Source organism: Verrucomicrobiota bacterium (genome assembly GCA_016871675.1).
Classification (GTDB): domain Bacteria; phylum Verrucomicrobiota; class Verrucomicrobiia; order Limisphaerales; family VHCN01; genus VHCN01.
Genome location: VHCN01000005.1, coordinates 61,264 through 87,562, shown reverse-complemented (window position 1 = coordinate 87,562; position 26,299 = coordinate 61,264). Strand labels below are relative to the sequence as shown.

Genomic DNA, 26,299 nt, shown 5'->3' with positions numbered 1-26,299 from the left:
TGACGGTCTCTTTTGCCGCGAACTGGCCGTCCTGATAAAGCCACTTGTGGACTTGGAGTTGGTGGCCCTTGCCAAAAAGGGCTTCCACCGCCTCGGGCGTGAGGTGGCAGTGACGAGCGCTGACATTCACGACGAGGGGGTTAGGAGCGGAAGCCTTGCGCGGGAGCGGCTTACCCAGCCTGCCATAAACGGACTGCCTGACGAGATGCTCGATGACAGCCCGAGGCGGCAACGGTTGAGTGACGACAGCCATTACGAAACCGAGTCTGTCAGTTTTTGAAAAATAGTCAAATGATTTCTTGCAAAATCTTTCAACTTCTATCACTGTGCTTCCATACATGACGGCAGAAGAGCGACAAACTCGTATCGCAGAACACCTTGTGAAGGTGGAGTTCGCCTCGCTTGAGGAGCTTTCCGAGCTCGTGGATGCGTCCGTTTCGACTGTCCGGCGTGATGTGACCTTCCTTGAATCCAAGGGCTCAGTGTGCCGAACTCACGGGGGCGCCCGATTGGTGAACCCGAAGTCGGACGAATACACGTTTAGTGCGCGGGACACGCATCAACTCGCGGAGAAGGAGTCCATCGGAGCAGCTTGCGCCGCCCTGATTTCACCGAACCAAACGGTCATAATTGACGCAGGCACGACATGCTACCATGTGGCTAGACACTTGGAGGCGAAGCGGCCGCAGGTCTTCACCAATTCCCTGCCCGTGGCGAATCTGTTTTCCACGGCGCACAAACTGGAGGTGGTCGTTTCTGGCGGCGTGATCTATCCACGACTCGGCGTCCTGGTCGGCCCGCTGGCGGTGGAGGCGTTTTCGAAGATCCGCGCCGACGTGGCGATCATGAGTTGCGGCGGCGTCACGGCGGCGGGCATCACGAACTCGCACGGGTTGCTCATCGACATCCAGCGCGCCATGATCAACGCCGCCCGACGCGTGATCTTCTGCGTGGACTCCACCAAATTCGGCCGGCAATCCATTTCCAAGCTCTGCGACCTGGATATCATCGACGTCGTCGTCACCGACCCCGCCGCGCCGGAGCCCTTCCTCGAATTGCTGAGGAGCCGCAAAGTCCACGTCGTGGTCGCGCGCGGAGAATCGGTGGAACCAATGCCGGAATTGCCCGCCCCGTCGGCCAAGGAACTGAAAGCGATGCTTGAGGCGCAGGATGATTCAGACGAATTGCCCGTCCACGTTCTGTAATCGGCACGGCTCGCGGGGGGCGTTGAACAGCGTTTTGACTCGGTTGGGCCGGGCGAAACGCGTTTCTACTTTCTGGGTGTCGCGTTGATTTCGATGCGGTCTTTGCCGATGACGGCAGTGCCTTGCACTCGCGTTGCAGCGGGGGTGATGCCCTGCGGGAGGTCCACGACGGTGTTGGTCGGCGAGACGTTGAGGCCGAGCGCCTGAGGCGACGGCCCGCTCGCAGGTGTGAGCGGGGCGAGGCCGCGCGATCCCGGTTGTTGCGCCGGCAAAGCGACGGAACGCGCAGCCGGCGCGGGGTCCGTCAACCGCTGGCGCTGACGTTTGTCGATCGATTCGTTCATATGACTGCCGGGGCTCGTTTGGAGGTTTCGCTCGGCATCGGAGTCCCGGGGTTGCGGAACAAAGACACCCGTGAACACCACCGGCTGATTCAAGGTGCGATTCGTCCCCGCCGCCCGGAAGTAAAACGTCGCGCCGGGCGCGGCTTCCGATGCCTTGAGCTTGGAATCAGCCTCGTTCAGGCGACCGGTTGTGACCGCCGGAAGGTCTCGGACCTGTTTCTGAAGTTCGTCAAGGGTGCGCTTCTTGGCCTCGCCGAGTTCCCGGTCGGACCACTGCACGTCGGTTCCCGTCGCCGGGGTGACAACTCCCCAGTAAGTCGAGCCGTCTGCATCGGTAACGACGACTCGGTTGCCGTCGCTTTCGAGTCGGAAGTTGGTAAGCACGTCCGGCATCGGCGGAGAAAGCAGGTTGCGGCGGAACTTCGCCCGCGTCTCGTCCTGCGAGAATTCCTGTCGCAGCGCCTTGTCGGAGGCGAAGAAACCTCCTATTGCGGTCGTGCCGGCTGCAGGCGTGACCGTCGCAGCCAAGGCATCCTTGCGTACCGCGTTCATCGTGGGTTCGGCCTGTGGTCGAACCCCGGCAGTGGCGGGCTTGCCGGCTTCAACCGCTGGTAAGGCCTGCGATGCTGAGGGTGCGGCCGGAGGCGCGAGGTGCAAACCAGGCTCGGGTGCCGCGCCATCCCGGACCGTCGCAGTCTCAGCCTTCGCCTTCTCCAGCTTCGGCAACTCGGCGGAAGGGGCGCGGTTCAATCGATCCGTCGCCACGGCCACGCCGTTGTCGTTCTTGTCCTTTGCCGGAGCGATGAGTTTCTCGCGGTCGACGCGCCTTGGAGCGCCTTCGCGATAAGCATTGACCACTTCCCTCCCGGCGTTGTCGCGGAGCGGCGCGACTGCAGGCACTGGCTGCGGGGTGCTCCCGCCGGCGGAGAAACGGACTGGTTCGCCTCCCGCGCGCCCCGCGAGTGCGCTGCCCTCGCCGGCACCGGCGCGCTCGGCCGGGCGGTCGCCGAGGAAGTCCGGCGCGGGTCGCGCGGTCGGAGACGTTGCTGTGCTTACCGGCCCGCCGCGCCCGCCCTGGTCATCGCTGTCGGTGGTTGTGGTGCGCCGGTTGTCCTGCTGGATGAAAGTGAGCACGAGCGCGAAGGCCGCGAGCGCGGTGGCGCCGAACGCGAGCCGAGGCCAGAATCGCGGGAGCCAGTTGGGCGGGTGCGGCGTGGTGGCGAAGGGTCTCGCGAAGTTGCGGGTCGCCTCCTCGCTCGAGGCCGCGAGCGGCTGGGCGATGGCGCGCTGCACTTCGGCCTGCAGCATGGCGCGCGTGGCCGGATGCAGTTCCGCGGGCGCGGCTTGGTGCGCCCGGCTTTGGCCGTAGTCGCGCAAGGCCTTTTCGATCGGACGGTCGGGTTCGCGGTTCATTTAAACTGTGGGTTGGACGGGGAAACGGCGGATTTCTCCCGCTTTTGTTTGGCCCGGAGGACGGCTTCCAGTTTGTCGAGGCACTTGCTCAGGCGCGAGCTGACGGTCTTCTCGTTGAGTTGGAGCGACTGGCTGATCTCCTCGTAGCTCAAGTCGGCGAAGTAGCGCAGTTCAATGATTTCCTGGCACGGGCCACCGAGCTCGTCGAGCGCGACGCCGACCAGCGCGATCCACTCGGCCTTGAGCAGCGACGTGTCCGGCGACGGCGCGGGACTCGGCGGATCGAGCGTGAGCCCCGTCTCTGCGTCCTCGGCGTTGAGTGAAAGCGTGAGCTGTCCGCCGCCGCGTTTGGCGGCGCGGATTTTCTCGCGGTAATCCCGCGCCTTGTTCGCGGCGATCCGGAAAATCCACGTCTGCACCGCGCTGCCGCCGTGGAACGTGGCGATGTGCTTGATGACCGAGAGGAACGCCTCCTGGCAGATTTCCTCGACGTCCTCGCGCGAAAAGTCCGGCGCCAACTGCGCGACGAACCGGCCGGCCGCCGCGTAGTGGAGGTCGAAGAGCTCGTCCCACGCGCGCGCCTCGCCACGCCGGCAACGTGCCAGCAGCTCGGCTTCCGCGGAGGAATTCATGAGGCGGCACTGTAGGCGCGGGATGCGAGCTTGGCCAGCCTGTCGTGTGATCTGGGCAGCGGCCCACAAGATTCGATCCGCACGACGCCGAAACAGCGTGAACCGCGTGAACCCTCGACGGTCATTCCAGCGAGGCGTGGCGCCGAAGGAAACGTGCGCCGGCTTCGGTCAAGCCGCCGGGCTTTCGCCGGGACGCGATGCGGTGCCGGCGGGGGCGGGCGGTTCGGAGGGAGCGGTGGGATCGACGCGCGGCGGTTCGGCGGTTTGGCCGGTGACTTCCGCAAGGGAAAGCTGCTCGGGCGGAACGGTCGCGAGTCCGGCATCGGCGGTGAGCAGTTGCCCGGGCTTCTTCACCACGATCTTCCGCAGTTCATCCGCGGCGGGCAGGTCGTCGAGCGCGCGCAATCCAAAATACTGCAGGAACTCCGGCGTGGTGCCGTAGGTGCCGGGACGCCCGGGCACGTCGGCGTGGCCGGTCTGCACGACGAGGTTGCGCTCGATGAGCGTCTGGATGACGCCATCCACGGACACGCCGCGAATCTGCTCCATCTCGGCGCGCGTGAGCGGCTGGCGGTAGGCGATGATGGCGAGCGTCTCGAGCGCGGGCTGCGAAAGGCGCGACGGGCGGTTGCGCGAGCCGAGCAACGCGCGCAGCCACGGCGCGAATTCGGGCTGGCTCACGAACTGCCATGCGCCGGCGACGCACGCGAGCCGGTAGCTGCGTTGCGCGGCCTCGTGGTCGCGCGCGAGTTCCTCGAGCGCCGTCGTGAGCGCCTCTTCCTTCACTTTCTTGAAGGGCCGCGTCTCGGGTTCGTCGGGCAGTTCCGCGGCGCTGGCGAGCAGGTCGCGAAGTTCCTTCGCGCTGAGCGGCTTTTGCGCGGAGAAGAGGATCGCCTCGAGGATGAACTTCAGTTCCATGTCAGTTGGATTGTGGATTGGGGGTGGCGGATTGCAGATCGGCCTCCGCGGCGGGCACGGCCGATGGCGGCGCGGATTCTGCCGTGGAAGCGCCGCCGGATTCCGGTGGCGGCTCGGGCGCGCGTGCGATCTCGATTTCGGTGAAGGGCTCGGGCTGCGAGGCGACGATGTGCCGGAGCCGGATGAGCTCGAGCACGGCGAGGAACGTGACCACAACCTCGGTGCGCGAGGTGGCATCGGCGAAGATCTCGCTGAACTTGACCACGGTCAGTCGGGCGAGGAGCTGGCGCAGCAGCTCGATCTTCTCGCTGACGGTCCACTTGTCCTCGAAGATGTCGCGCACTTCGTGCGCGGCGACGCGCTTGAGGATGACATTGACGGCGTTGAGCAGGTCGAACAGCGACACCTGCGTGCGCGGCGGCGGCACGGCGAGGTCGGGCTTTCCGGGCACGCGCGGATAGATGTCCTCCATCGCGAACTCACGTTCCTGCAGGCGCGTGGCGACGTCCTTGAATTTCTTGTATTCGACGAGCTTGCGGATGAGTTCCCAGCGCGGGTCCTCCTCGTCCTCTTCGCCCTCGGGCGTGACCTGCTGATCCTTGGGCAGCAGCTCGCGGCTTTTGATATACATCAGCGTGGCGGCCATCACGAGGAACTCGCCGGCGATGTCCAGGTCGAGCTCGCGCATCAACTCCACATGTTCAATGAACTGCGTGGCGATGCGCGTGAGGTCCACCTTGTGGATGTCCACCTCCTCCTTCTTGACGAGATAGAGGAGCAGGTCAAGCGGGCCTTCGAACACCTCGAACTGGACTTTGTATTCAGCCATGCGTCGCCCGCGGCGGGGCGCGGAACGCGCGAACCTTGGCCGAGCGTCTGCGCTTTGGCAATGGCGGAGCAGGCGCGCACTTTGCAGTTGCCCCCGCGCGGGGCAGCCCGTTTCATCCCCGCGCATGACCGGACCGGAATTCTCCGCCGAGCACATCGGCCTGCCCGCGCGCGACACCGCGGCCTTGAAGGACTGGTATCTGCGCGTGCTCGGGGCGCGTCTGGTGTTCGACAACGGCCTGTCGCCCGCGGCTTACTTTGTCGAGGTTCCCGGCGGCTTGATCCTCGAAATCTACCCGGCAGCCGCGGCGCTGCCGGACACGTCGAACAACTCGCTCGCAGGCTGGCGGCATCTCGCGCTGCGCGCCGCGAGCATCGAGTCCGCCCGCGCCGCGCTTGAAGCCCGCGGGGTTACGTTCACAGAATCCCCAAAGCCCGCGGGCGGCGGCGGCCGCGTGCTCTTCTTCAAGGACCCGGAGGGAAACCTGCTGCATCTGGTCGAGCGGCCGGCGGGCTCGGTGTTCGACCGACCGCAATGAGCGGGGGGGGCGCGAGACTTTCGATTTCAGTTTTCAATCGGGAATTGGAGCGAGGCTGGCAGCGAATGAACTCCGACAACGGGCAATCGAACATCGGACATTGGAAATCCGATTCCCTGACGGCCGTCATCTTCGACCTGGACGGCGTGATCGTGGACAGCGAGCCCGTGCATGAGCGCGCGTTCCGCGACGTCTTCGCCGCCATTGGCCACGCGGCGACGCACGGCGTGCACTTCCCCGACTACTACGGCAAGTCCGATGTGACCGTGTGGAAGGACTTCGTGGCGCGGCACCGGCCGCCCGAGCCGCTCGATGAATTGGTCGAGCAGAAGCAGCGCCGGTTCTTGGAAATTCTCCGCGAGTCCAAGCCGGTCTTCGACGCGCTGCCCGCGCTCGTCGCATCGCTCGCGGGACGCTTCAAGCTCGCGGTCGCGAGCGGGTCACCGCATGTCGTCATCGACGCGGTGCTCGGGATGGAGGATTTGCGCCGCCGCTTCGGCGCCGTGGTCAGCGCGGACGATGTCGCCCGCGGCAAGCCGGCGCCGGATGTTTTCCTCGAGGCGGCGCGCCGTCTCGGCGTCGCCGCCGCGGCGTGTTGCGTGATCGAGGATTCCGTGGCGGGTGTGCAAGGCGCGCGCGCGGCCGGCATGCAGGTGATCGGCATCACCACGTCGTTTCCCCGGGAAGCGCTCGCCGCCGCGGGCGCGCACCACGTCGTGTCGCGGCACGCGGATGCGGGCGCGCTGCTCGCGCCGGGTGAGTGACAGCCCTTCGTTCTCGCCTCGTTCCGACGCGGCCGCTACGTTCCACCCGCTCCGAACATGAAGCCCGAGTCCATTCCCGCCCTGCCGGCCGGCGTCCACTTTTCGCGCCTCGACAACGGCCTCACCGTGATCATCCGCGAGGACCGCGCGGCGCCGGTCGTCAGCGCGCAGGCGTGGTGCATGACCGGCAGCATCCACGAGGGCCGGTGGCTCGGCGCGGGACTCTCGCACGTGCTCGAGCACATGCTTTTCAAGGGCACCACCACGCGGGGCTCCGGCCGCATTGACCAGGAGGTGCAGGAAGCCGGCGGCTACATGAACGCCTACACGAGCTTCGACCGGACCGTGTATCACATCGAGGCGCCCGCGGCGGGCGCGCGCATCGCCCTGGACATCCTCGCCGACATCATGCAGCACGCCACGCTGCCCGCGGACGAGCTCGCCAAGGAGCAGGATGTCATCCGCCGCGAGATGGACATGAATCAGGACGACCCCGGGCGGCGCGCGGGGCGGCGGCTTTTCGAGACGGCGTATCTCGTGAGCCCGTGCCGGTTCACCGTCATCGGCTACCCGGACATCTTCAACGAACTCAAACGCGACGACATCACCGGCTACTATCACGAGCGTTACGCGCCGAACAATGTGTTCTTCGTCGTCGCTGGCGACATTCGCGCGGACGAGGCGCTCGAACTTCTCCGGCAGGGCTTTGCGAAGACCAAGGCCCGCGCGCTGCCGCCGCTCGCCATCGCGAACGAACCGCCGCAGGCCGCGCCGCGCGAAGTCATCGAGGAAGCGCCCATCGCGCTCGGCCACGTGCATTGCTCGTGGCACATCCCGGAGGCGCGGCACGCGGACGTCCCGGCGCTCGACGTGCTCGCCACGCTGCTCGGCTACGGCCAGAGCTCGCGCCTCTATCAGCAAGTGCGCGAGAAAGCCGGCGTCGTCCATCACGTCGATGCGTGGACGCACAATCCCGGCATGCCCGGCCTCTTCGGGATGAGCGCGATGGTGGATGGCGACAAGTTCGAGCGCGCGCGCGACGCCATCATGGCCGAGCTCGACCGCATGCGGCAGGAACCCGTCCCGCCCGAGGAACTCACGAAGGCCGTGAAGCAGTTCACCGCGGGCAACTTCGCCACGCGCAAGACCGTGCAGGGCCAGGCGCAGGACCTCGGCTCAAACTGGCTCGGCGCGCACGACCTCAACTTCACCGCCCGCCACCTCGCCGCCGTCCGCTGCCTCACACCGTCCGACCTCCAGCGCGTCGCGCGCCGGTATCTCACGCCGGAGTCGCACACGCTTTACGCGCTTCTGCCCAAGGGCGCCGCGCCGCGCACGAGCGTCCTCGTCCAGCCCGCGGCCGCAAAACCCGCGCAGCGCATGGAATTCTCCAGCGGCCTCCGACTGCTGGCGAAGGAGGACCGCCGCCTGCCGTTCGTCGAGTTCCGCCTCGCCTTCAAGGGCGGCGTGCTCGCCGAGTCGGTCCAGACCAACGGCGTGTCGCAACTGCTCTCGCGGCTCCTGCCCAAGGGGACCACGTCGCGCAGCGCCGAGCGCATCGCGCGCGAGGTCGAATCCGTCGGCGGCAGCCTCGACACGTGGAGCAGCCTCAACACCTGCGGCGTGCAGGTGCAGGTGCTGCGCGAGGACTTCGCGCTCGGGCTCGACCTGCTCGCCGACGTCCTGTTGCGGCCGTCGCTTCCCGACGCGGCCATCGAGCGCGAGCGCGACGTGCAGCTCGCGGGCATCCGCGACCAGCGCGACCACATGCTGCAATCCGCCTTCCGCGCGCTGCGCCGCGGCCTGCACGGCGACGCCGGCTACGGGCTCGACCCGCTCGGCACCGAGGCGAGCGTCGCCGCCGTCCAGCGCGACGCCCTCCGCGCCCACCACGCGAAACTCGTCACACCCGACAACACCGTGCTCGCCATCTACGGCGATGCCGACCCCGCGGAGGTTTGCATCGCGGCCGAGAAGACGTTCGCAAGCTGGCTGCGCGGCGAGGCGCGGTTCCATCCGCAGACTTCCTCCGCTGGATTGTCCGGCCCCGGCCGCACCGTGGAGACGCGCGACAAGAAACAGGCCGTGTTCGTCGCGGGCTTTCCGGGCGCGACCGTGAGCGACCCGGACCGCTTCGCGCTCGAACTGGTGCAGGAGGCGTGCAGCGACCTCGGCTCGCGGCTGTTCCTGCGCATCCGCGAGCAACTCGGCCTCGCCTACTACGTCGGCGCGCAAAACCAGCTCGGGCTTGCGCCCGGCACGTTTGCGTTCTACGCCGGCACCGCGCCCGAGCACCTCGCGCGCGTCGAGGAGGAACTGCTCAAGGAAATCGGACAACTCCGCGACGGCGGCCTGACCGCCGACGAACTCAATCGCGCGAAAGCCAAGACCATCGGCCAGCGCGCGCTGTCACGGCAGGATTGCGGCGCGCAGGCGACCGCCGCCGCGCTCGACGAGCTTTACGGGCTGGGCTTCCGCAACTGGGAGACGGAGGACGCGCAGACGGAAGCCGTGACGGTCGAGCAGACACGGGCGGTCGCGCAGAAGTTCTTCGATCCGGCAAAGCGAGTCATCGCGATTGTCGAGCCGGGGCAGACTTCAACCCACTGACCTGCCGGCTTCGACACCTCGCCTCGTCGCCTCAGTCAACCTCGGCGGCTCGACATTCGGAAACGTGGGGCGGCTCGGAAACCCACCGCAGCGCGACCGGAGCCACCGGTTCGAGAACGAGGGTGGCGAAGGAACCGGCGAATCAAGCCACCGCCGGTTCGGGTTGGTCGCGCCGCGCCTTCGCCAGCGCCTCGGCGCCGCCGAGCAGCAGGCGCTCGGTCGTCTCCCAACTGATGCAGGGGTCGGTGATGGAGACGCCATACTTCAGCTCGCGCGCGGGCCGCGGGAAGGGCTGGCTGCCCTCGTGGATGAAGCTTTCGACCATCGCACCGATGAGCGCGGGGCTGCCCTTCAACTTCTGCTCGATGAGGCTTTGCCACACGACTTCCTGGCGCTCGTGCTTCTTGCCGGAGTTCGCGTGGCTGCAATCCACCATCAGCGCGGCGGGAAGTCCCGCGGCCTGGAGCTTGGCCGCGGCGTCGCGGATGGCTTCCTCGTGGAAGTTCGTATGGCCGCGGCCGCCTCGAAGGACGACGTGGCCCCACGGATTGCCGCGCGAGTTGACGATGGCGGTGCAGCCGTCGTTGTCCACGCCGAGGAAGCTGTGCGGGTGCCGGGCGGAGAGCATCGCGTCCATCGCGATTTGCAGCGAGCCGTCGGTGCTGTTTTTGAAACCGACGGGCATCGAAAGGCCGCTCGCCATTTCGCGATGCGTCTGGCTCTCGGTGGTGCGGGCGCCGACCGCGGCCCACGCGACGAAGTCGGCGATGTATTGCGGCACGACCGGGTCGAGGAACTCGGTGGCGGCGGGCATGCCGAGTTCGTTGATCTCGCGCAGAAGCTGGCGCGTGCGTTTGAGGCCGGTGGTCACGTCGCACGAGCCGTCAAGGTGCGGGTCGTTGATGAGCCCCTTCCATCCGATGGTGGTGCGGGGCTTCTCGAAGTAGACGCGCATGAGCACGAACAGCTCGCGCTCGACGTCGCGCTTGAGCCGGAGCAGGCGGCGCGCGTAGTCCAGCGTGGCCGCGGTGTCATGCACGGAGCACGGGCCGACCACGACGAGCAGCCGCGGGTCCTCGCGGGCGAGGATGCGCTTCACACGGTCACGACCCTCCACAACGATGTGATTGGCGGCTTCGGACATCGGGAACAGGTCGCGCACCACCGCGGGCGCGGGCAGCCGCACGATGCTCTCGATGTTCAGGTTGGTCGTCGGCAGCAACATCGTCCGCGCAGCTTAGCGAAGCGCAACAACAGGAAGCAAGCGCGCCGGCGGCGCGCGGCAGGCAGTGTGAAACTGGATTTGCCCGCGGGCGGGCATCCTCTCGGGCGGCGTGCGGTGCGGCGACGCACCGCCGGTGGAACCGGTTCAGGTCCTTCCCCTGAAGAAGGCGGCGAATGCGAATGCCAGTGTCACGAGCGCGCCAACCACAAGCCACGTGGTCGGTGCCGGCTGGCTGTGGGCGGCGGTCGCCTCGTTGCCCGTCAAGATGGTGTCCGCTGAAATCGTCACGGTGACGGGCGCTGACTTTGCAAGTTCGGCGAGTGATGGCAGGTCGGGCAGCGCGTTGGTCTGCGACTTGATGAGCCGGTCCCAGTTCGCCGCGAAGAGCAGGTCGGCGCCGGGATTCTGGTCCTTCACCTGGCACGAGCATTTGCCGATGAGAAACTGCGCGGCCTGGTCAACCGTCTCGCGCCGGATGCCCGCGCCGACGAGCGCATAGAGCGCGCGCCCGCGACCGAACACGGGAAACACGACCGGCTCGCGCACCGCGGCGAGGTCGTGCTCGGTGCCGAGAAGCGACTGGACGAACACGCGCTCGGCGGGGTCGGTGCGCGAGAGGCGCAGCAGCGAAAACTCCAGCCGCAAGCCGTCCGCGGGGAGGGACACGAGGCCGTTGGCGATGTCCTGCGCTTCGAGCTTGGGGAGGTGGAGGTTCGAGCCGAGAAACGCGAGGCGGGATTCGATCAGCCCCGCGGCCGCGGCGTCCTTGTCGCGGTCGCCGCTTTCAAGCAGCAGCCACACGGCGCTCTGGCCGTCGGCGAGGCGGCGGGTGATCTCGCGGCGCGCGGGAGATTCGAGCAGCGGCTTGAGCGTGTCGGCGTCGAGCGGGCCGGAATGCACCGTGGCCGGGACGCGGTTCGCGAGCGGGGCGCGCACGACAAGCCACGGAAGCGCCGTGGCTTCGCGCGAAAGCGAGAGCAGGCCGGGCGTCACGTCGCCGTCGAGGTCCACGGTCTGCACGGAGAGATTGGCGTGGAGTTCGCCGGCGAGTCCGTCCTTGCCGAGGCTGCGTGCGAGGCGGGCGTGCGCCGCGGTGAGCGCGCCGCGGTGGAAGACGATGGCTTGATACGCGTCGGCCTTCCAATGCTCGAGCGCGTAGCGGAACACGGGCACGGAGCAGGCGGCCGCGGGCAGCACGAGGATCAGTGCCATCGCGAGCCCCGCCACCGGGCCGCGGACAGTATGAGCCCCCTGCAATGCCCATCTGGCGCCGGCGTCGTGTCCGGCCTGTGGCCGGACTGTTCGAGGAATCTGACAGGTTCCGCCGAGGCGCCGCCCCGACGCTGCACGTTTTGCAGCGGTCTCAGTATTTGTTTGCCGATTCACGCTTTGGCTGGGACAACGCGGGTTGTAATCCATCGAACCCATCGGTTCAAGCCGCCGTCCAAAACTGCCATGACCACGATCCGCCCCCGCGCGCTGCTGCCCGCCGCGCTCTGCCTCGCCGCCGCCTTCGCGCGGGCCGACTGGCCCACGTATCTGCACGACGGCTCGCGCGTGGGCTACACGGCCGAACCGCTCGCCGCGCCGCTGACGTTGCGCTGGGCGTTCACCTCGCCCACCGCGCCGCAGATGGCGTGGGCGGGCGAGGACGGCAAGCTCTTCGAGGGACTCGAGCTTCGGAACCGCGTCCGTTTCGACGACGCGTTCCACGTTGCCATCGCCGGCGGGCGCGTGTTCTTCGGCTCGTCGGTGGATGGCCGGATGATCTGCCGCAACGTCGCCACGGGCCGCGAAGAATGGGTGTTTTTCACGGACGGCCCGATCCGCCTCGCGCCGATGGTCGCGGACGGGCGCGTGTTCTTCGGCTCGGATGATGGCCACGTGTATTGCCTCGAAGCCGCGACCGGCAAGGTCCTCTGGAAACTTCGCGCCGGCCCGAACGACGAGCGCATCCTCGCGCGCGGCCGGATGATCTCGCGCTGGCCCGTGCGCACGGGCGTGCTTGTGGACGACGGCATCGCCTACTTCGGCGCGGGAGTTTTTCCGCACGAGAATGTCTATCTTTACGCCGTGCAGGCTGCGACGGGGAAGGTCATCTGGAAAAACGACGCGATCAGCCAGGAAGACGCCGGCCGCAACGACCTTTCGCCGCAAGGCTACCTGCTCGCGACGAAGGACACGCTCTTCGTGCCGTCGGGCCGGTCGCTCGCGGCGGCGTTCAAGCGCGCGAACGGCGAGTTCATCAACAAGCCCTCGCCCGGCTGGCGGGCGGACGGACAGATCGGCGGCTCGCAGGCCTTGTTGGTGGACGACCAGATTTACGCCGTCGGCGAACATCAGATCCTCGCGCTCGACCAGGCGAAGGGGAAGTCGGGCTTCGCCTGGTTTCAGGGCCGGCAGATGACGCTCGCCGGCGACATGGGCTACATGGCAAACGGCAAGGAAATCACCGCCGTGGACCGCGTCCGCCACGCCGGGGCCACGCGCGAGCGGCACAAGCTCGAGCTCGCCGCCGCGAAGCTCACGAAGGAACTGCGCACCAACGCCGCCATCGCCGAGCTGAAGGTCGTCGAAAAGGCGCAGGCTGATTTGAAGTCCGCGCAGGACGAAGTAAAGCGCCTCGAAGCCGCGGGCAAGTCGAACTCCGCCGCGCATAAGACAGCCGTCTCCGCCGCGCAGAAGCAGGAGACGTCACTCGCCACGGCCGCGGCGCGTTACGAGGCGAAGCGCGCCGACTATCAGGCCAGGAAGGAACGCTCCGCGACGATGAGCGCGGAAGTCGCGCGCGCGGCGGGCGTCGGCGTCAAATGGCGCTTCCCGTCGCCGCACGAGTCGGCGCTCATCCTCGCCGGCGGCACGCTTGTCGCCGGCGGCACCAACGAAGTCGTCGCGCTCGATGCGGAGTCGGGCCGCGAACTGTGGAAGGCCAGGGTCGAAGGCGATGCGCGCGGGCTCGCGGTGTCCGGCGCGCACCTTGTGGTCAGCACCACGGCGGGCAAAGTGTATTCGTTCGGCGACGCGAGTCTCAAGCTGCCGCCGCAAGTCACAACAAGCCCGCCGGAGCGGGCGCAGCCGTTCAAGCCCGGGGCCGACCCGTTCGCGAAGGACGCGCACACCGCGACTTACGCCGCCGCGGCCGAGGCCATCTTGAAGCAGACAGCCGTCCGGCGGGGCTTCTGCCTCGTGCTCGGCAACGAGCAGGGCCGGCTCGCGCTTGAACTCGCCAGGCGCAGCGATCTGGTCATCTACGCCGTCGAGCCCGACGAGCGCAAGGTGCAGGCGTCGCGCGCGGCGTTGCTCAAGACCGGCCTCTACGGCTCGCGCATCACCGTGGACCGCCTCGACCTCTCGATGATTCCCTACGCGAGCTACTTCGCGAACCTCATCGTCTCAGACAGCCTGCTGCTCACGGGCGAAGTGCCGGGAATTCCCACCGAGGTCGCGCGCAACCTCAAGCCCGTCGGCGGCGCGCTCGTCCTCGGCGTGCCCGACAACGCGCCCGAGGCGGTGAAGGCACAGGCAAAGCAATCCATCCCCGCGTGGCTCGCCGCGACGAAGCTCGCCGACGAAAAGGCCGTGACCGAGACGCAGGGCAACTGGACGCGGCTCGTGCGCGCGGCGCTGCCCGGCGCGGGCGCGTGGTCGCACCAATATGGAAATGCCGCGAACACCTCGAGCAACGACGACGAACGCATCAAGGGCGGCCTGAGCGTGCTGTGGTATGGCGACCCCGGCCCCGGCAAGATGGTCAACCGCCACGCCGGCGCGGTCGGGCCGGTTTCCGTCAACGGCCGGCTCTTCATCCAAGGCGACGAGAGCGTGATGGCTTACGACGCCTACAACGGGCAGTTCCTGTGGGAGACGCAGAACCCCGGCGCGGTGCGCGCCGGGCTCAAGCGCGCTTACGAACCCGGCAACATGGCGGCGACCGACGACAGCCTCTTCATGGTCGTCGAGTCGAGTTGTCTGCATTACGACGCGGCGACGGGAAAGATTCTCCGCACCTACACGATTCCCGGCGCGGACGGCAACACGAACCGCCAGTGGAGCTACATCGCGTGGAAAGACGGCGTGCTCTTCGGCACCGTGACGGACCGCGCCGAACTCGCCGCCGAACGCAAGCGCCGCGGCATCACCGGCTCGGCTGCGACCGACAAGGTCTTCGCCCACGACACCGCGACGGGCAGGCTCCTGTGGACGCACTCGGGCACGAGCGTCTCGCACGTCTCGATGGCGGTCGGCGACGGGAAGATTTTCTTCGTGGACAGCTCGCTCACGCCGGAGCAGCGCGAGGAGTTCCTGCAGCAGGACAAGACCGCGCTCGCGAAGCTCACCGGCGCGGCGCAGAAGCTCGCCGAGGAGCGCCTGAAGAAAGCCGACGTGCGCATGGCTGTCGCCCTCGAGGCGCGCACGGGCAGGCCGCTTTGGGCCAAACCCGTGGATGTGACCGACGCGAGCGAGATCGGCATCGGCGGCGGCAGCCTCTCGATGATTTACCACAACAACCACCTCGTGCTCGGCGGCGCAAACGCCAACGGGCACTACTGGACACAGTTCCTCGCCGGCGAGTTCAAGCGCCGCCGCCTCGTCGTGCTCGATGCGAACAACGGCGAGAAACTCTGGGCCAAGGACGCGAACTACCGGCACCGCCCCGTCGTCATCGAGAACGAAATCGTCGCCGAGCCGTGGGCCTACGACCTCTACACCGGCGCGCCCAAGATGCGCACGCACCCGCTCACCGGCGAGCAGACGCCGTGGATGTTCGCGCGCCCCGGCCACCACTGCGGCGCCATCTCGGCGACGCCCAACATGATGTTTTTCCGCTCCAAGTTCACCGCCTTCTACAACCGCGACAAGGACGAGGGCACCGAGCATTTCGCCGGCCACCGCCTCGGCTGCTGGATCAACACCATCCCCGCCAACGGCCTCGTGATGGTGCCCGAGGCCAGCGCAGGCTGCGTGTGCCTCTTCTCCATCGCGGCGACCATCGTCTTTGAACCGCGCGGCGACCGCTCGCAATGGGGCGTTTACAGCGCGAGCGGCGCGACGCTCCCGGTGCAGCACATGGCGCTGAACCTCGGCGCGCCCGGCGACCGCCGCGACGCCCACGGCAAGCTCTGGCTCGGCTACCCGCGCCCCTCGTCACGCGCGGGCATTGACCTGCCGCTGAACTTGAAGCCGAAGTTCGCGAAGGACGGCGCCTTCTACGCGCTCAATGACAACGCCGTGAAGATCGCGAACACCGGCGCGCCGTGGGTCTTTGCCTCGGGCGCGCGCGGGCTCACACGCGCCGAGGTGCCGCTCATCGCCAAAGACCAGCCCGCCGCCACCTACACCGTGCGGCTCTACTTCGCGGCGCTCGAGGGCGACCAGCCCGGGCAGCGTGTTTGCGACATCAAGCTCCAGGACAAGACCGTGGCGAAGGACTTCGACCTTGTCGCGAAGGCCGGCGGCGCGCAGCGGGCCTTCATGGTGGCGTTCCCGAACATCCCCGTGACGACCGACCTCGTGCTCGAACTCGTCGCGCCCAGGTCCGAAGCCGACCCGGCGCGCCAGCCGCTGTTGAGCGGGCTCGAAGTGCTGCGCACCGACGCGAAGGAAATCACCGGGCGCGTGGCGGCGCGATGAGGCGGCGGCGCTTTCAAGCGACGCGCCGCGATCCCGCGTGGACGCGGCGTTGCGCTCGAAATCGAGGCTTGCATCCACAGGGCATTTGCCTAACTTCACCCGCGCTTCGACGGATGCGAGCGTAGCTCAGCCTGGTAGAGCGTCACGTTGCCAACGTGAATGTCGAGGGTTCAAATCCCTTCGCTCGCTCCAACTTTCCTCGGGCCCATCCCGCTGCTGAAAATCTCCATTGGCATCGCGGCGAAGTCGCTTCAATATCGCCGCCCGTTCCGCGTCCAACAAGCCGCCCGTCGGAAAATCCACCATCATGAATGCCCATCGCCTCCTGCTTGTCGCGTTGCTCGCCGTCACCGGCACGCTGCGCGCCGCGACCCCCGCGCCCTTGATCGAACTCAAGCCCGCCGACCGCATCGCGCTCATCGGCAACGCCACGGCCGACCGCATGCAGCACCACGGCTGGCTCGAGACGCTCATCGCCGCGAAGTTCCCGAAGCACGACCTCGTGTTCCGCAATCTCGCGGCGTCCGGCGACGAGGTTGGCGGCTTCCTCGAGGCCGTCCCCAAGGACGACAAGTCCGCCACGCCCGTCAGCAAGGTCGCGTCCGAGGCCGCCGCCGCGAAGGTCGCCCGGGGCAACAAGGTGCTGCGCAACCGCTCCGACAACTTCGGCTCCAACGACGACTGGCTCAGGCTGGTCAAGGCCGACGTCGTCTTCGCGTTTTTCGGCTTCAACGAATCGTTCGCCGGCGAGGCCGGGCTCGCAAAATTCAAAGCCGAGCTCGACGTGTTCGTGAAGGAGACCAAGGCGAAGAACTACGGCGGCCAAGGCGCCGCCCGGCTCGTGCTGTTCTCCCCGCTCGCGCTGGAAAAGCACCCCGACCCGAACCTCCCCGACCCCGCCGCGCGCAATGCGGTGCTGCAACAATACACCGCGGCCATGGACGAGGTCGCCAAGGCCAACCACGTGCCGATGGTGAACCTCTTCACGATCTCGCAGGCGGCCTACGCGCGCGCCGCGAAGGCGAGGCAGTCGCTGACCTTCAACACCGCTCACCTCACCGAGGCCGGCGACAAGGCCATCGCTCCCGACATCTTTCGCGCGCTGTTCGGACAATCGCCGCCGACCGGCCGGCTCGACAAGCTTCGCGACGCCATCCTCGACAAGAACGCCGAGTGGCACGCGCGCTACCGCACCGTGGACGGCTTCAATGTGTATGGCGGCCGTTCCGCGCTCGCCTTCACGCCGGGCAAGGCGGGCTTCAAGCAAAACGAGCGCAATCCCGAGGCGCCCTACATCTCGAACTACCAGACCATGCAGGACGAGATGAAGCAGCGCGACTTGAAGACCGAGAACCGCGACCGCCGCGTGTGGGCCGTGGCGAAGGGCCTCGACATCAAAGTGGACGATTCAAACCTCCCGCCCGTGCGCATGCTGCCCGCGTCGAACAAGCCCGACATCAAGCCCTTCCTCAGCGGCGAGGACACCATCAAGCACATCACCGTGGCCAAGGGCCTCAAGATCACCCTCGTCGCCGACGAGGTGCGCTTCCCCGACCTCGTGAGCCCGGTGCAGATGGCGTTCGACACCCGGGGCCGCCTCTGGGTCGCGGCATGGCCGAGCTATCCCGAACTTCGCCCCACCGATCGCGTGAAGGACAAGCTGCTCGTGTTCGAACTCGGCGCCGACGGCAAGGCCTCGAAAGTCAGCACCTACCTGGACGGCTTGAATTGCCCGACGGGTTTTCAGTTCCACAAGGACGGCGTCCTCGCCATGCAGGCACCCGACCTGTGGTTCGTGCGCGACACGAACGGCGACGGCAAGGCCGACTGGAAGGAGCGCGTGCTCATGGGCATAGACTCCGCCGACTCGCATCACACCGCCAACTCCATGTGCTACGGCCCCGGCGGCGACACGTTCCTGAGCGACGGCGTCTTCCACCGCACCCAGGTCGAGACGCTCGACGGCCCCGTGCGCAACACCGACGGCGCGATTTTCCGCTACGAGCCGTTCACCCACAAATTCGAGCGCTACGTCCCCTACGGCTTCGCCAACCCGCACGGCCGCGTCTTCGACTATTGGGGCAACGACTTCATCACCGACGCCACTGGCAACGCCAACTACTTCGGCCCCGCGTTCAGCGGCCACATCGATTTCCCCGCGAAGCACGGAAACCTGAAGAAGTTCTGGAACAACCCCTCGCGACCGTGCCCCGGCACGGCCATCCTCTCGTCGCGGCATTTCCCCGACGAGTTCCAGGGAAATTTCCTCAACATCAACGTCATCGGCTTCCAGGGAATCTACCGCGCGAAGTTTTCCGAGGACGGCGCGGGCATCAAGGGCGAATCCCTCGAACACCTCCTCCAAGGTGACAACGCCATGATCCCCAACTTCCGCCCCATCTGCGCCGCCGTCGCGCCCGATGGCTCGCTCTACTTCTGCGACTGGGCCAAGGAACTCATCGGCCACATGCAGCACCACATCCGCGACCCCCACCGCGACAAGACCCACGGCCGCATCTACCGCATCACCGCCGAGGGCCGGCCGCTCCTGCCCGTCGTCAAAATCGACGGCCAGCCCGTCGAGGCGCTGCTCAACGCGCTGAAGACCCCCGAGGACGACGTGCGCACCCGCGCCAAGATCGAACTCAGCAAACACGACACGGCGAAGGTCGTCGCCGCCGTCCGCAAGTGGGCCGACGCCCTCGACAAGTCCGACAAAGAATACGAGCACCACATGATGGAGGCGCTGTGGGTCCACCAATGGCACAACGTGGTGAACGAGCCGCTCCTCAAGCGCATGCTGCGCTCGACCGACCCCCGCGCCCGCGCCGCCGCCACGCGCGTGCTCTGCTACTGGCGCGACCGCGTGACCGACCCGCTCACGCTCCTCGCCGCGCAAGCCGCCGACGCCCACCCGCGCGTCCGCCTCGAGGCCATCCGTGCGTGCAGCTTCTTCAAGACCAGCAAGGCCGCCGAAGTCGCCCTCGGCGCGCTCGAAAAGGAAGCCGACCCCTCCAAGCCCGACTACTACATCAAATACTGCCTCGACGAGACCTTGAAGCAGTTGGAGAAGTTCAAATAAGTCCGCGCCAAGGCGGAATGGCTGTTCGAAGCGCGCCTGACCGGCGCATGCGGGCGCGGGCTTGAAATTGATGCGACGTGTGGCATCGGCGAACCGTTTAGACGCGGTCAGCCCGTGGAACACGGCAAGGATGCCGCATCACCCCTCCCCGGTGTCCGTCAAGCCGAAGCGGGCTCTAGCCCGCGCCCAAGTGTCTACTCAGCCACCCTCTGCCGCCAACGTTGGTTACCTGGTCCGTGCCGTCGTATTGGTAGGTGTCGGTGACGGGGCCGCCGGAGGTGAGCTGTTGGATCCGGTTGGTGCGGCGGTTCATCCCGCGACTGCGGGGTCCAAAATCGGCTTCGACTCGCCGGGGTTTTCGGCATAGTGTCTCGGCGTTGATCGAGTGCCGGAACCCGCACAAACCGTCCGCGATGCGTCGCTTCGCCCCATCTCTCAATTGGACACGGACGCTTGCGGCGCTCGCGGTCGCGATGCTGGCCGCGCGCGCGCCGGCGGAGCAGGTGGTGCTCACGAAGATCATGTATTTCCCGGCGCGCGACCTGCCGGAATACGTGGAGCTGGCGAACATCACGGCGACGCCGATTGACATCTCGAACTGGCGGCTCACCGGGCAGGTGGAGTTCGAGTTTCCGGCGTTCAACCGCACCAACGGGCTCGCCTCGTTCCTCAAGCCCTTCGAGCGAGTGGTGGTGTCGAGCGCGGACCCGGCGGCGGTGCGCGCGGCTTACAAGGTTCCCGCGCACGTGCGCATCTTCGGACCGTGGGTCGGCCGGCTCGGCAAGATCGGCGGCAAGATTACGCTGCGCGACAAGAACGGCCTGTCGCAGTGCTCGGTGAAGTATTCGGACCGCGGCAACTGGCACACGGCCGCCAATGGCACCGGCCACTGCCTGGTGCTTCGCAACTCCGACACCGACATCGACGACTGGCGCAACTGGACCGTCAGCAACCGCCCGAACATCGCGCCGGGAGCGGACCCGTTCGGCTCCACGGAAGTCCCGGTCGCCAATCCGGAGATCGTCTCGCAGCAGTCGGGCACGGTGCTGATGGATTATGAGGACGCGTGGCGTTATTGGGCCGTGAACCGCGCCGTGGACGCGCAGTGGCGCACGACGAACTTCAACGACGCCGCGTGGCCGCAGGGCGTGGGCATGTTCGGCTTCAGCCAGTCGGGCAAGGTGCCGCCGCCCGGCATCCGCACGCGGGTGCAGTTCGGGCTCACCACCTACTACTTCCGGCGCAAGTTTGTCTTCACCAACGACCCGGCGCGGCTGAATTTCGTCATCGACCAGATTGTTGACGACGGCGCGGTGTATTATTTGAACGGGCAGGAGGTCGGGCGGGTGGGATTGCCCGGCGGGAACATCCTGCCCACGACCGCCGCGAACCGCGCCGTGACCGATCCGGCGGAGGAGAAGTCCGTGATCACCATCCCCGGCAGCCGCATCGTGCGCGGCACGAACGTGCTCGCGGTGGAGGTGCACAACCAGGCCGCCAACAGCCCGGACCTGTGCTTCGGCATGCGCATGGTGCTGCCAAACACGACGCAGCTCGCGCAAAGCGCGGTGACGATCAACGAAGTCCACCCCGGCACGTCGGGAAAGGGCTTCGTCGAGTTTTACAACGACGGCAACGTGCCCATCAACCTGCGCGGCCACTATCTCTCGAGCCTCGCGACGCACCTCACCCGCCACCAGATCCCGGGCGACCTCATTGTGCGGCCGAAGGCGTTTGCAACGGTGGACTTCGCGGCGGCGGGACTCGTGCCCGGTCCGCCCGTGACCGTTTACCTCACGGCGCCCGACGGCAAGACCGTGGTGAACGCGGTGCGCGAGTTCATTCCCGAGGGCCGCTCGGTGGGCCGCAAGCCGGCGGGCAGCCCGGCGTGGTTTCAGTTCATGGAGCCCACGCCCGCCGCGCCGAACGTGAGCCAGACCGGTCTCGCGCGGCGGCTGCGGTTGAACGAGATCCAGTTCGACGGCCCGCGCAAGGTGGACTGGATCGAGCTGTTCAACCCGGGCCGCACAAACTTCCCGCTCACGGGGCTGTTCATGTCCTCGAAGCCGGACTTTTCGGACAAAGTGGCCTTGAAGGGCGAGGTGCCGCCGAACGGCGCGCGGGCGTTCGACGCGCCGTTCGCGGTGAAGCAGGAAGAGGTCACCGTGTTCGTGCACGACCGCGAGGGCGTGGTGCTCGATGCGCGCGTGTTCGTCGTCTCCAAGCACGGCGGGAACTGGCAGGTGATGCCCGACGGCGGGCGCGAGTGGTATGTCGGCGAGAAGCCCACAAAGGGCGCGACCAACAATCCCGCGCGCCACACCGACATCGTCATCAACGAGATCATGTTCAAGCCGCCCTCGACGCAGGGGAAGGGCGAGTTCGTGGAACTGTTCAACCGTGGCAAATCCACGGTCAGCCTCTCGGGCTGGTCGCTGCACGGCGGCATCAACTACAAGTTTCCCGAGCGCCAGCGGCTGCGGCCCGGCGAGTTCCTGGTCGTGGCCGCGGACGCCGCGTTCATGCGCGCCGTGCACGGGCCGATCAACGTCATCGGCGACTTCGAGGGCAAGCTCTCGAACGATGGCGACCTGCTCCGGCTCGAGGACGCCGCGGGAAATCTCGCCGACGAGGTGGATTACAAGGCCGGCGGCGAGTGGCCGGAGCTCGCGCGCGGCGGCGGCAGCAGCCTCGAGCTGCGCAATCCGCTCATGGACAACTCGCTCTCGTCCGCATGGGCGCCCAGCAACGAGGCGCAGAAGGCGCAGTTCAAGACCTACACGCACCGCGCGACGTTTCAGGAACTCAACCCGATGGGCGACCCGGCGGACTTTCGCGAGCTCCATCTCTACCTCGCCGCCGCGGGCCACGTGGTGGTGCAGAACGTGCAGCTCCTCAAGAACGGCCAGCCCCCGAATGTGCTGACGAACGCGAACCGGTTCTCGACCAACGGATCGAGCGCCACCGGCTGGCTGTGGCAGGGCAACCACTGGGCGAGCTTCATGACCAACAACGGCCAGCTCCACATCATCTCCGAGGGCCGCGGCGACAATCGCGTCAACCGCGTGGAGATCGACGCGCCGGGGCTGACCAAGGGCGAGCCTTATGAGATTCGGTTCGAGGCCAAGTGGGTCGCCGGGCGCCCGCACCTCATCGCGCACACATGGGATTGGAGCGTGGCGAAGAACTTCCTGATCGAGGTGCCGTCCCAACTCGGCACGCCGGGCAAGCCGAACTCACGCATCCTGCCCACGCCCGCGGCGCAACTCGACGAACTCACGCACTATCCCGCCATCCCGCGCACGAACGAGACGGTCAAGGTGACCGCGCAAGTCCGTTCCGTGCTTCCGCTTCCCAAGGGCGCGGTCACGCTCGCGCACCGGCCGGCCGTGCTCGACGACACCGCGCCATGGCAGTCGAAAGTCATGACCGATGACGGCTCGAACGGGGACGAAGCCGCCGGTGACGGCATTTACACGGCGCTTCTCCCCGAATACAGGGGCGAGGGGCAGATCGTGCAGTTCTACGTCCGTGCCGTCGCGCATGGTGATGCGACGGTCCTCCCGCGGAAGGGCGCCGAGATGCCTGCGATGTTCCTGGTGGACAGCCGTCCGGTGCCGCGCGACCTGCGGGTGCAGCGCTTCGTGATTTCCCCGGCGGACCTCGACCGGCTTTCGCAGGGCAACACGAACAAGCACCTGTTCCGGTTCCCGCGGCTCTCGAACCGCTACCTCAATGCCACGTTCGTCAGCAACGAGCGCGACATCTTTTACAACGCGCGCGTGCATCCGGCCGGGAGTTCCTTCACCCGCGACGTCTCGCTCAACCGCGCGAAGTTCAAACTTCCGATCGACCACACGTTTCGAGGGCGCATGAAGCTCACGTGGGACTCGAACAACCCCAACACACGGCTTGCGAACTACATGCTCTACCTGCTCGGTCATCCCGTCGCGCAGGTCGAGTTTGTCCGGCACGTCATCAACAACGGCAACTTCGAGTTCCGGGAAGACTCCGAGGTGTTCAACAACGATTTCCTGAACCGCATCTTCAAGGACGGCGCGCAGGGCGAGCTCTATCGCACGACCTACATGTTTTACTACAAGGACGACAACACGGGCGGCCCGCAGCGCACCGCGGCGCTGAACACCAATTTCGGCGACGACCCCAACAACTACCGCATCATCTGGAACAAGCGCACCGGCGAGGAGGAGGACAACTTCAACAACCTCCTGCACATGCTCCGCACGGTCGGACAGAACAGGTTCACGGAGGAGGAGATCAACCGCATCTTCGACCTCGAACTCACGCTCAAGAACTGGGCCGTCCGCGGCTACTCGAAGGACAGCGACACGTTCAGCATGGGCACGGCGCACAACTGCTTCTTCTACCGCAAGTCCACCGACGGCCGCTGGATGTGCCTGCTGTGGGACGCGGACTTTGCGTTTGGAGGCTTCGACCCCAAGTCGCAGGAGGGCTTCTGGGGCGGCAACGTGAACAACCTGCTCGACAAGCCCTACATCCGGCGCCTGTTCCACTACTACCTCGTCGAGATTCTCGAGAACTACACGAAGAACTCGCCGCGCATCGAGGCGTGGATGCGCGCGGAGGAGGACTCCAGCTCGGCCTACACCATCGACATGGCCGCCTACCGCCGGTTCTTTGACCTGCGCGAGCAGTTCGCCCTGCAACGCATGGGCGACAACTACAAGGTCAACTTCAAGGTCACTTCCAACAACGGGCAGCCGATGGCCACGGCCTCGGACACCATCACGCTCGAAGGCATCGCGCCCTACGGCATCTTCAAGGTCATCGTGGACGGGCAACCCAAGGCCCGGCTCGAATGGCCCGCCGAGACCCGGTGGCGGCTCTCGAACGTCGCGCTCGCCGCCGGCGAGAACACGCTCGTCGTCCGCGGCGTGGACCAGTGGGGCAGGATCCTTCGCGAGGAACGATTTGTCGTGAAACGCGAGACGCCCGCCGTCACCTCGAACAAGTAGCCGTCCGCGCCGCTGAAATTTGGACTTGGAGCTTCGTCGCATTCCTCTATGAAAGCGGGCGCATGAAACGCCCGCTCCTCCTTTCGCTCCCGCTCGCCGTCGCCGCCGTGCTGCTCGCGGACGGCCCCGCGGACAACCTCGCCGACAAGGTCCGCCCCGTGCCGCCGCCGGGCATCAAGATTCCCGACGCCGCGCGAGCCGAACTCACCGCCGGTGCCGCTGCGCTCGCGAAGGACATCGAGGCGCTCCGCGTCACCCTCAAGTCCAGGCCCGCCCTGCTCGACCTGCTGCCCGACGTGCAGATCTACCACAAGGCCGTCGACTGGGCGCTGCGTTTCGACGAGTTCTACAACTCGAACCAGGTCAACACGGCGCGCAACTTCCTCAAGCAGGGCGGCGAGCGCGCCGCGGCCCTGCGCGACGGCAAGGCGCCGTGGCTCGCGCAGACCGGCCTTGTGGCGCGCGGCTACCAGTCCAGGATCGACGGCTCCGTGCAACCTTACGGGATGGTCGTGCCGCCGGGCTTCGTGCCGGGTGGCGCGCCGCTGCGGATGGACTTTTGGATTCACGGTCGCGGCGAGACACTGAGCGAACTCGCGTTCATGGACGGCGTGCAGAAGAATCCCGGCCAGTTCGTCCCGCCCAACGCCTACGTGCTGCACCTTTACGGCCGCTACTGCTGCGCGAACAAACTCGCCGGCGAAGTGGATCTCTTCGAGGCCCTCGGCCACGCGCGGAAGTATTATCCCGTGGACGACGACCGCATCGTGGTCCGCGGCTTCTCGATGGGCGGCGCCGGATGCTGGCAGTTTGCGGCGCACTTCCCGGGATTCTTCTGCGCGGCGGCGCCCGGCGCGGGCTTCAGCGAGACGCCGGACTTCTTGAAGGTGTTCCAGAACGAGACGCTCCAGCCCGCGTGGTTCGAGAAGAAACTCTGGCACATGTATGACTGCACGGACTACGCGGCCAACTTCTTCAACCTCCCGGTCGTGGCCTACAGCGGCGAGATCGACCTGCAAAAGCAGGCCGCCGACATCATGGAGAAGGCGCTCGCCGCCGAGGGCATCAAGCTCACCCACATCATCGGCCCGAAGACGGCCCACAGCTATCACCCCGCCGCCAAGACGGAAATCAACCGCCGCATCGACGCCATCGCCGCCAAGGGCCGCGACCCGCTGCCGTGGCAGGTGAAGTTCACCACGTGGACGCTCCGCTACAACCAGTCGCATTGGGTCACGATCGACGGCATGGAGGAACACTGGGAACGCGCGCGCGTGGACGCCGACATCGAGCACGACGGATTCAAAGCCGTCACGAAGGGCGTCACCGCGCTCACGCTCACGATTCCGCCGGGCAGGTTTCCGTTCGCCTTGAACAAAAAGGTCACCGTGACGCTCGACGGCGCCAAACTCGCCGCGCCCGCGCCCGAGAGCGACCGTTCTTGGCAGGCAAGCTTCGTGAAGAACGGAAGGAAGTGGGAACAACGCCGCGATTCCGCAGTCCGCAATCCGCCATCCGCCCTTGCAAAGCGCCACGGCCTTCAAGGCCCGGTGGACGACGCGTTCCTCGACAGCTTCCTCATGGTGCTGCCCAGCGGTTCGCCGATGAACGAGACCGTCGGCCGGTGGACCCAGCGCGAGAGCGAGCATGCGATCGACCATTGGCGGAGACAGTATCGCGGCGACGCGCGCGTGAAGCACGATTCTGCAATCACGGACGACGACATCGCACAGCACAACCTCGTGCTGTGGGGCGACCCACAGAGCAACCGGCTCCTCGCGCGCATTGCGGACAAGCTCCCGATCCAGTGGACCGCCGCCGGCGTGCACGCGGGCGCGCAAGTCTTCGACGCCGCACACCACGCGCCCGTGCTCATCCACCCGAACCCGCTCAACCCGAATCGTTACGTCGTGCTCAACAGCGGCTTCACATTCCGCGAATACGATTACCTCAACAACGCGCGGCAGGTGCCCAAGCTTCCGGACTGGGCCGTGGTGGACTTGCGCACGCCGCCGAACTCCCGCTGGCCCGGCGCCATCGCCGCCGCGGATTTCTTCAACGAGAAGTGGGAACTCAAGCCGGCGCGGCGGTGACGCGGCGGCGGCGGCGCC

14 protein-coding genes, 1 tRNA gene and 1 pseudogene are annotated in these 26,299 nt (G+C 66.9%); 10 read left to right on the top strand and 6 right to left on the bottom strand.

What is annotated here, in order from left to right; genetic code table 11:
* Positions 1 to 253, bottom strand: a 253-nt coding sequence (locus FJ386_02420) for a transcriptional regulator (protein MBM3875557.1), incomplete at its 3' end; no start/stop codon positions are given.
* An 85-nt stretch (positions 254 to 338) separates the two neighbouring features.
* On the opposite strand from FJ386_02420, the gene FJ386_02415 reads away from it, so the two are divergent.
* A complete protein-coding gene (locus FJ386_02415; GenBank protein MBM3875556.1) occupies positions 339 to 1,205 on the top strand; it encodes a DeoR/GlpR transcriptional regulator in 867 nt (288 codons plus the stop codon).
* 65 nt (positions 1,206 to 1,270) lie between these two features.
* Here the strand turns inward: FJ386_02415 and FJ386_02410 are convergent, their stop codons facing one another.
* From FJ386_02410 to FJ386_02395, 4 genes are all read right to left on the bottom strand, one after another.
* Positions 1,271 to 2,962 (bottom strand): hypothetical protein, encoded by a 1,692-nt coding sequence (locus tag FJ386_02410; GenBank protein MBM3875555.1) that lies wholly within the window; start codon positions 2,960 to 2,962, stop codon positions 1,271 to 1,273.
* Positions 2,959 to 3,594, bottom strand: a complete 636-nt coding sequence (locus FJ386_02405; GenBank protein ID MBM3875554.1) for an RNA polymerase sigma factor — start codon at positions 3,592 to 3,594, stop codon at positions 2,959 to 2,961. Before FJ386_02405 ends, FJ386_02410 begins: the two co-directional genes overlap by 4 nt.
* Before the next feature lie 168 nt (positions 3,595 to 3,762).
* On the bottom strand, positions 3,763 to 4,512 hold the full coding sequence (gene scpB, locus FJ386_02400) for an SMC-Scp complex subunit ScpB (GenBank protein ID MBM3875553.1): 750 nt from the start codon (positions 4,510 to 4,512) through the stop codon (positions 3,763 to 3,765).
* Between the two features lies 1 nt (position 4,513).
* Entirely contained in the window at positions 4,514 to 5,341 is an 828-nt protein-coding gene (locus tag FJ386_02395) for a chromosome segregation protein ScpA (GenBank protein MBM3875552.1), read from the bottom strand.
* On the opposite strand from FJ386_02395, the gene FJ386_02390 reads away from it, so the two are divergent.
* From FJ386_02390 to FJ386_02380, 3 genes are read left to right on the top strand one after another with little or no spacing between them, the layout of a single operon-like run.
* Entirely contained in the window at positions 5,340 to 5,879 is a 540-nt protein-coding gene (locus FJ386_02390) for a VOC family protein (GenBank protein MBM3875551.1), read from the top strand. The two genes, FJ386_02395 and FJ386_02390, sit on opposite strands and share 2 nt — an antisense overlap.
* Positions 5,876 to 6,643: an HAD family phosphatase gene (locus FJ386_02385; GenBank protein MBM3875550.1), complete on the top strand. Its 768-nt coding sequence runs from the start codon at positions 5,876 to 5,878 to the stop codon at positions 6,641 to 6,643. The genes FJ386_02390 and FJ386_02385 overlap by 4 nt, the downstream gene beginning before the upstream one ends.
* 57 nt (positions 6,644 to 6,700) lie before the next feature.
* On the top strand, positions 6,701 to 9,253 hold the full coding sequence (locus FJ386_02380) for an insulinase family protein (protein MBM3875549.1): 2,553 nt from the start codon (positions 6,701 to 6,703) through the stop codon (positions 9,251 to 9,253).
* A 142-nt stretch (positions 9,254 to 9,395) separates the two neighbouring features.
* Here the strand turns inward: FJ386_02380 and FJ386_02375 are convergent, their stop codons facing one another.
* Entirely contained in the window at positions 9,396 to 10,475 is a 1,080-nt protein-coding gene (locus tag FJ386_02375) for a 3-deoxy-7-phosphoheptulonate synthase (GenBank protein MBM3875548.1), read from the bottom strand.
* Between the two features lie 917 nt (positions 10,476 to 11,392).
* Here FJ386_02375 and FJ386_02370 point away from each other — a divergent pair.
* From FJ386_02370 to FJ386_02345, 6 genes and pseudogenes are all read left to right on the top strand, one after another.
* Positions 11,393 to 11,575 (top strand): annotated as a pseudogene (locus tag FJ386_02370) (hypothetical protein).
* Positions 11,576 to 11,621: 46 nt separating this feature from the next.
* Positions 11,622 to 16,109: a hypothetical protein gene (locus FJ386_02365; protein ID MBM3875547.1), complete on the top strand. Its 4,488-nt coding sequence runs from the start codon at positions 11,622 to 11,624 to the stop codon at positions 16,107 to 16,109.
* Between the two features lie 115 nt (positions 16,110 to 16,224).
* Positions 16,225 to 16,301: transfer RNA gene (locus FJ386_02360), tRNA-Gly, on the top strand.
* A gap of 250 nt (positions 16,302 to 16,551) precedes the next feature.
* Positions 16,552 to 19,191 carry an azurin gene (locus tag FJ386_02355; GenBank protein ID MBM3875546.1) on the top strand — a complete coding sequence of 880 codons (2,640 nt, stop codon included), beginning with the start codon at positions 16,552 to 16,554 and terminating at the stop codon, positions 19,189 to 19,191.
* A gap of 413 nt (positions 19,192 to 19,604) precedes the next feature.
* Positions 19,605 to 24,188, top strand: coding sequence for a hypothetical protein (locus FJ386_02350; GenBank protein ID MBM3875545.1), 4,584 nt, complete (start codon positions 19,605 to 19,607; stop codon positions 24,186 to 24,188).
* 62 nt (positions 24,189 to 24,250) lie between these two features.
* Positions 24,251 to 26,281 carry a hypothetical protein gene (locus FJ386_02345; GenBank protein ID MBM3875544.1) on the top strand — a complete coding sequence of 677 codons (2,031 nt, stop codon included), beginning with the start codon at positions 24,251 to 24,253 and terminating at the stop codon, positions 26,279 to 26,281.
* Positions 26,282 to 26,299 lie beyond the last annotated feature (18 nt).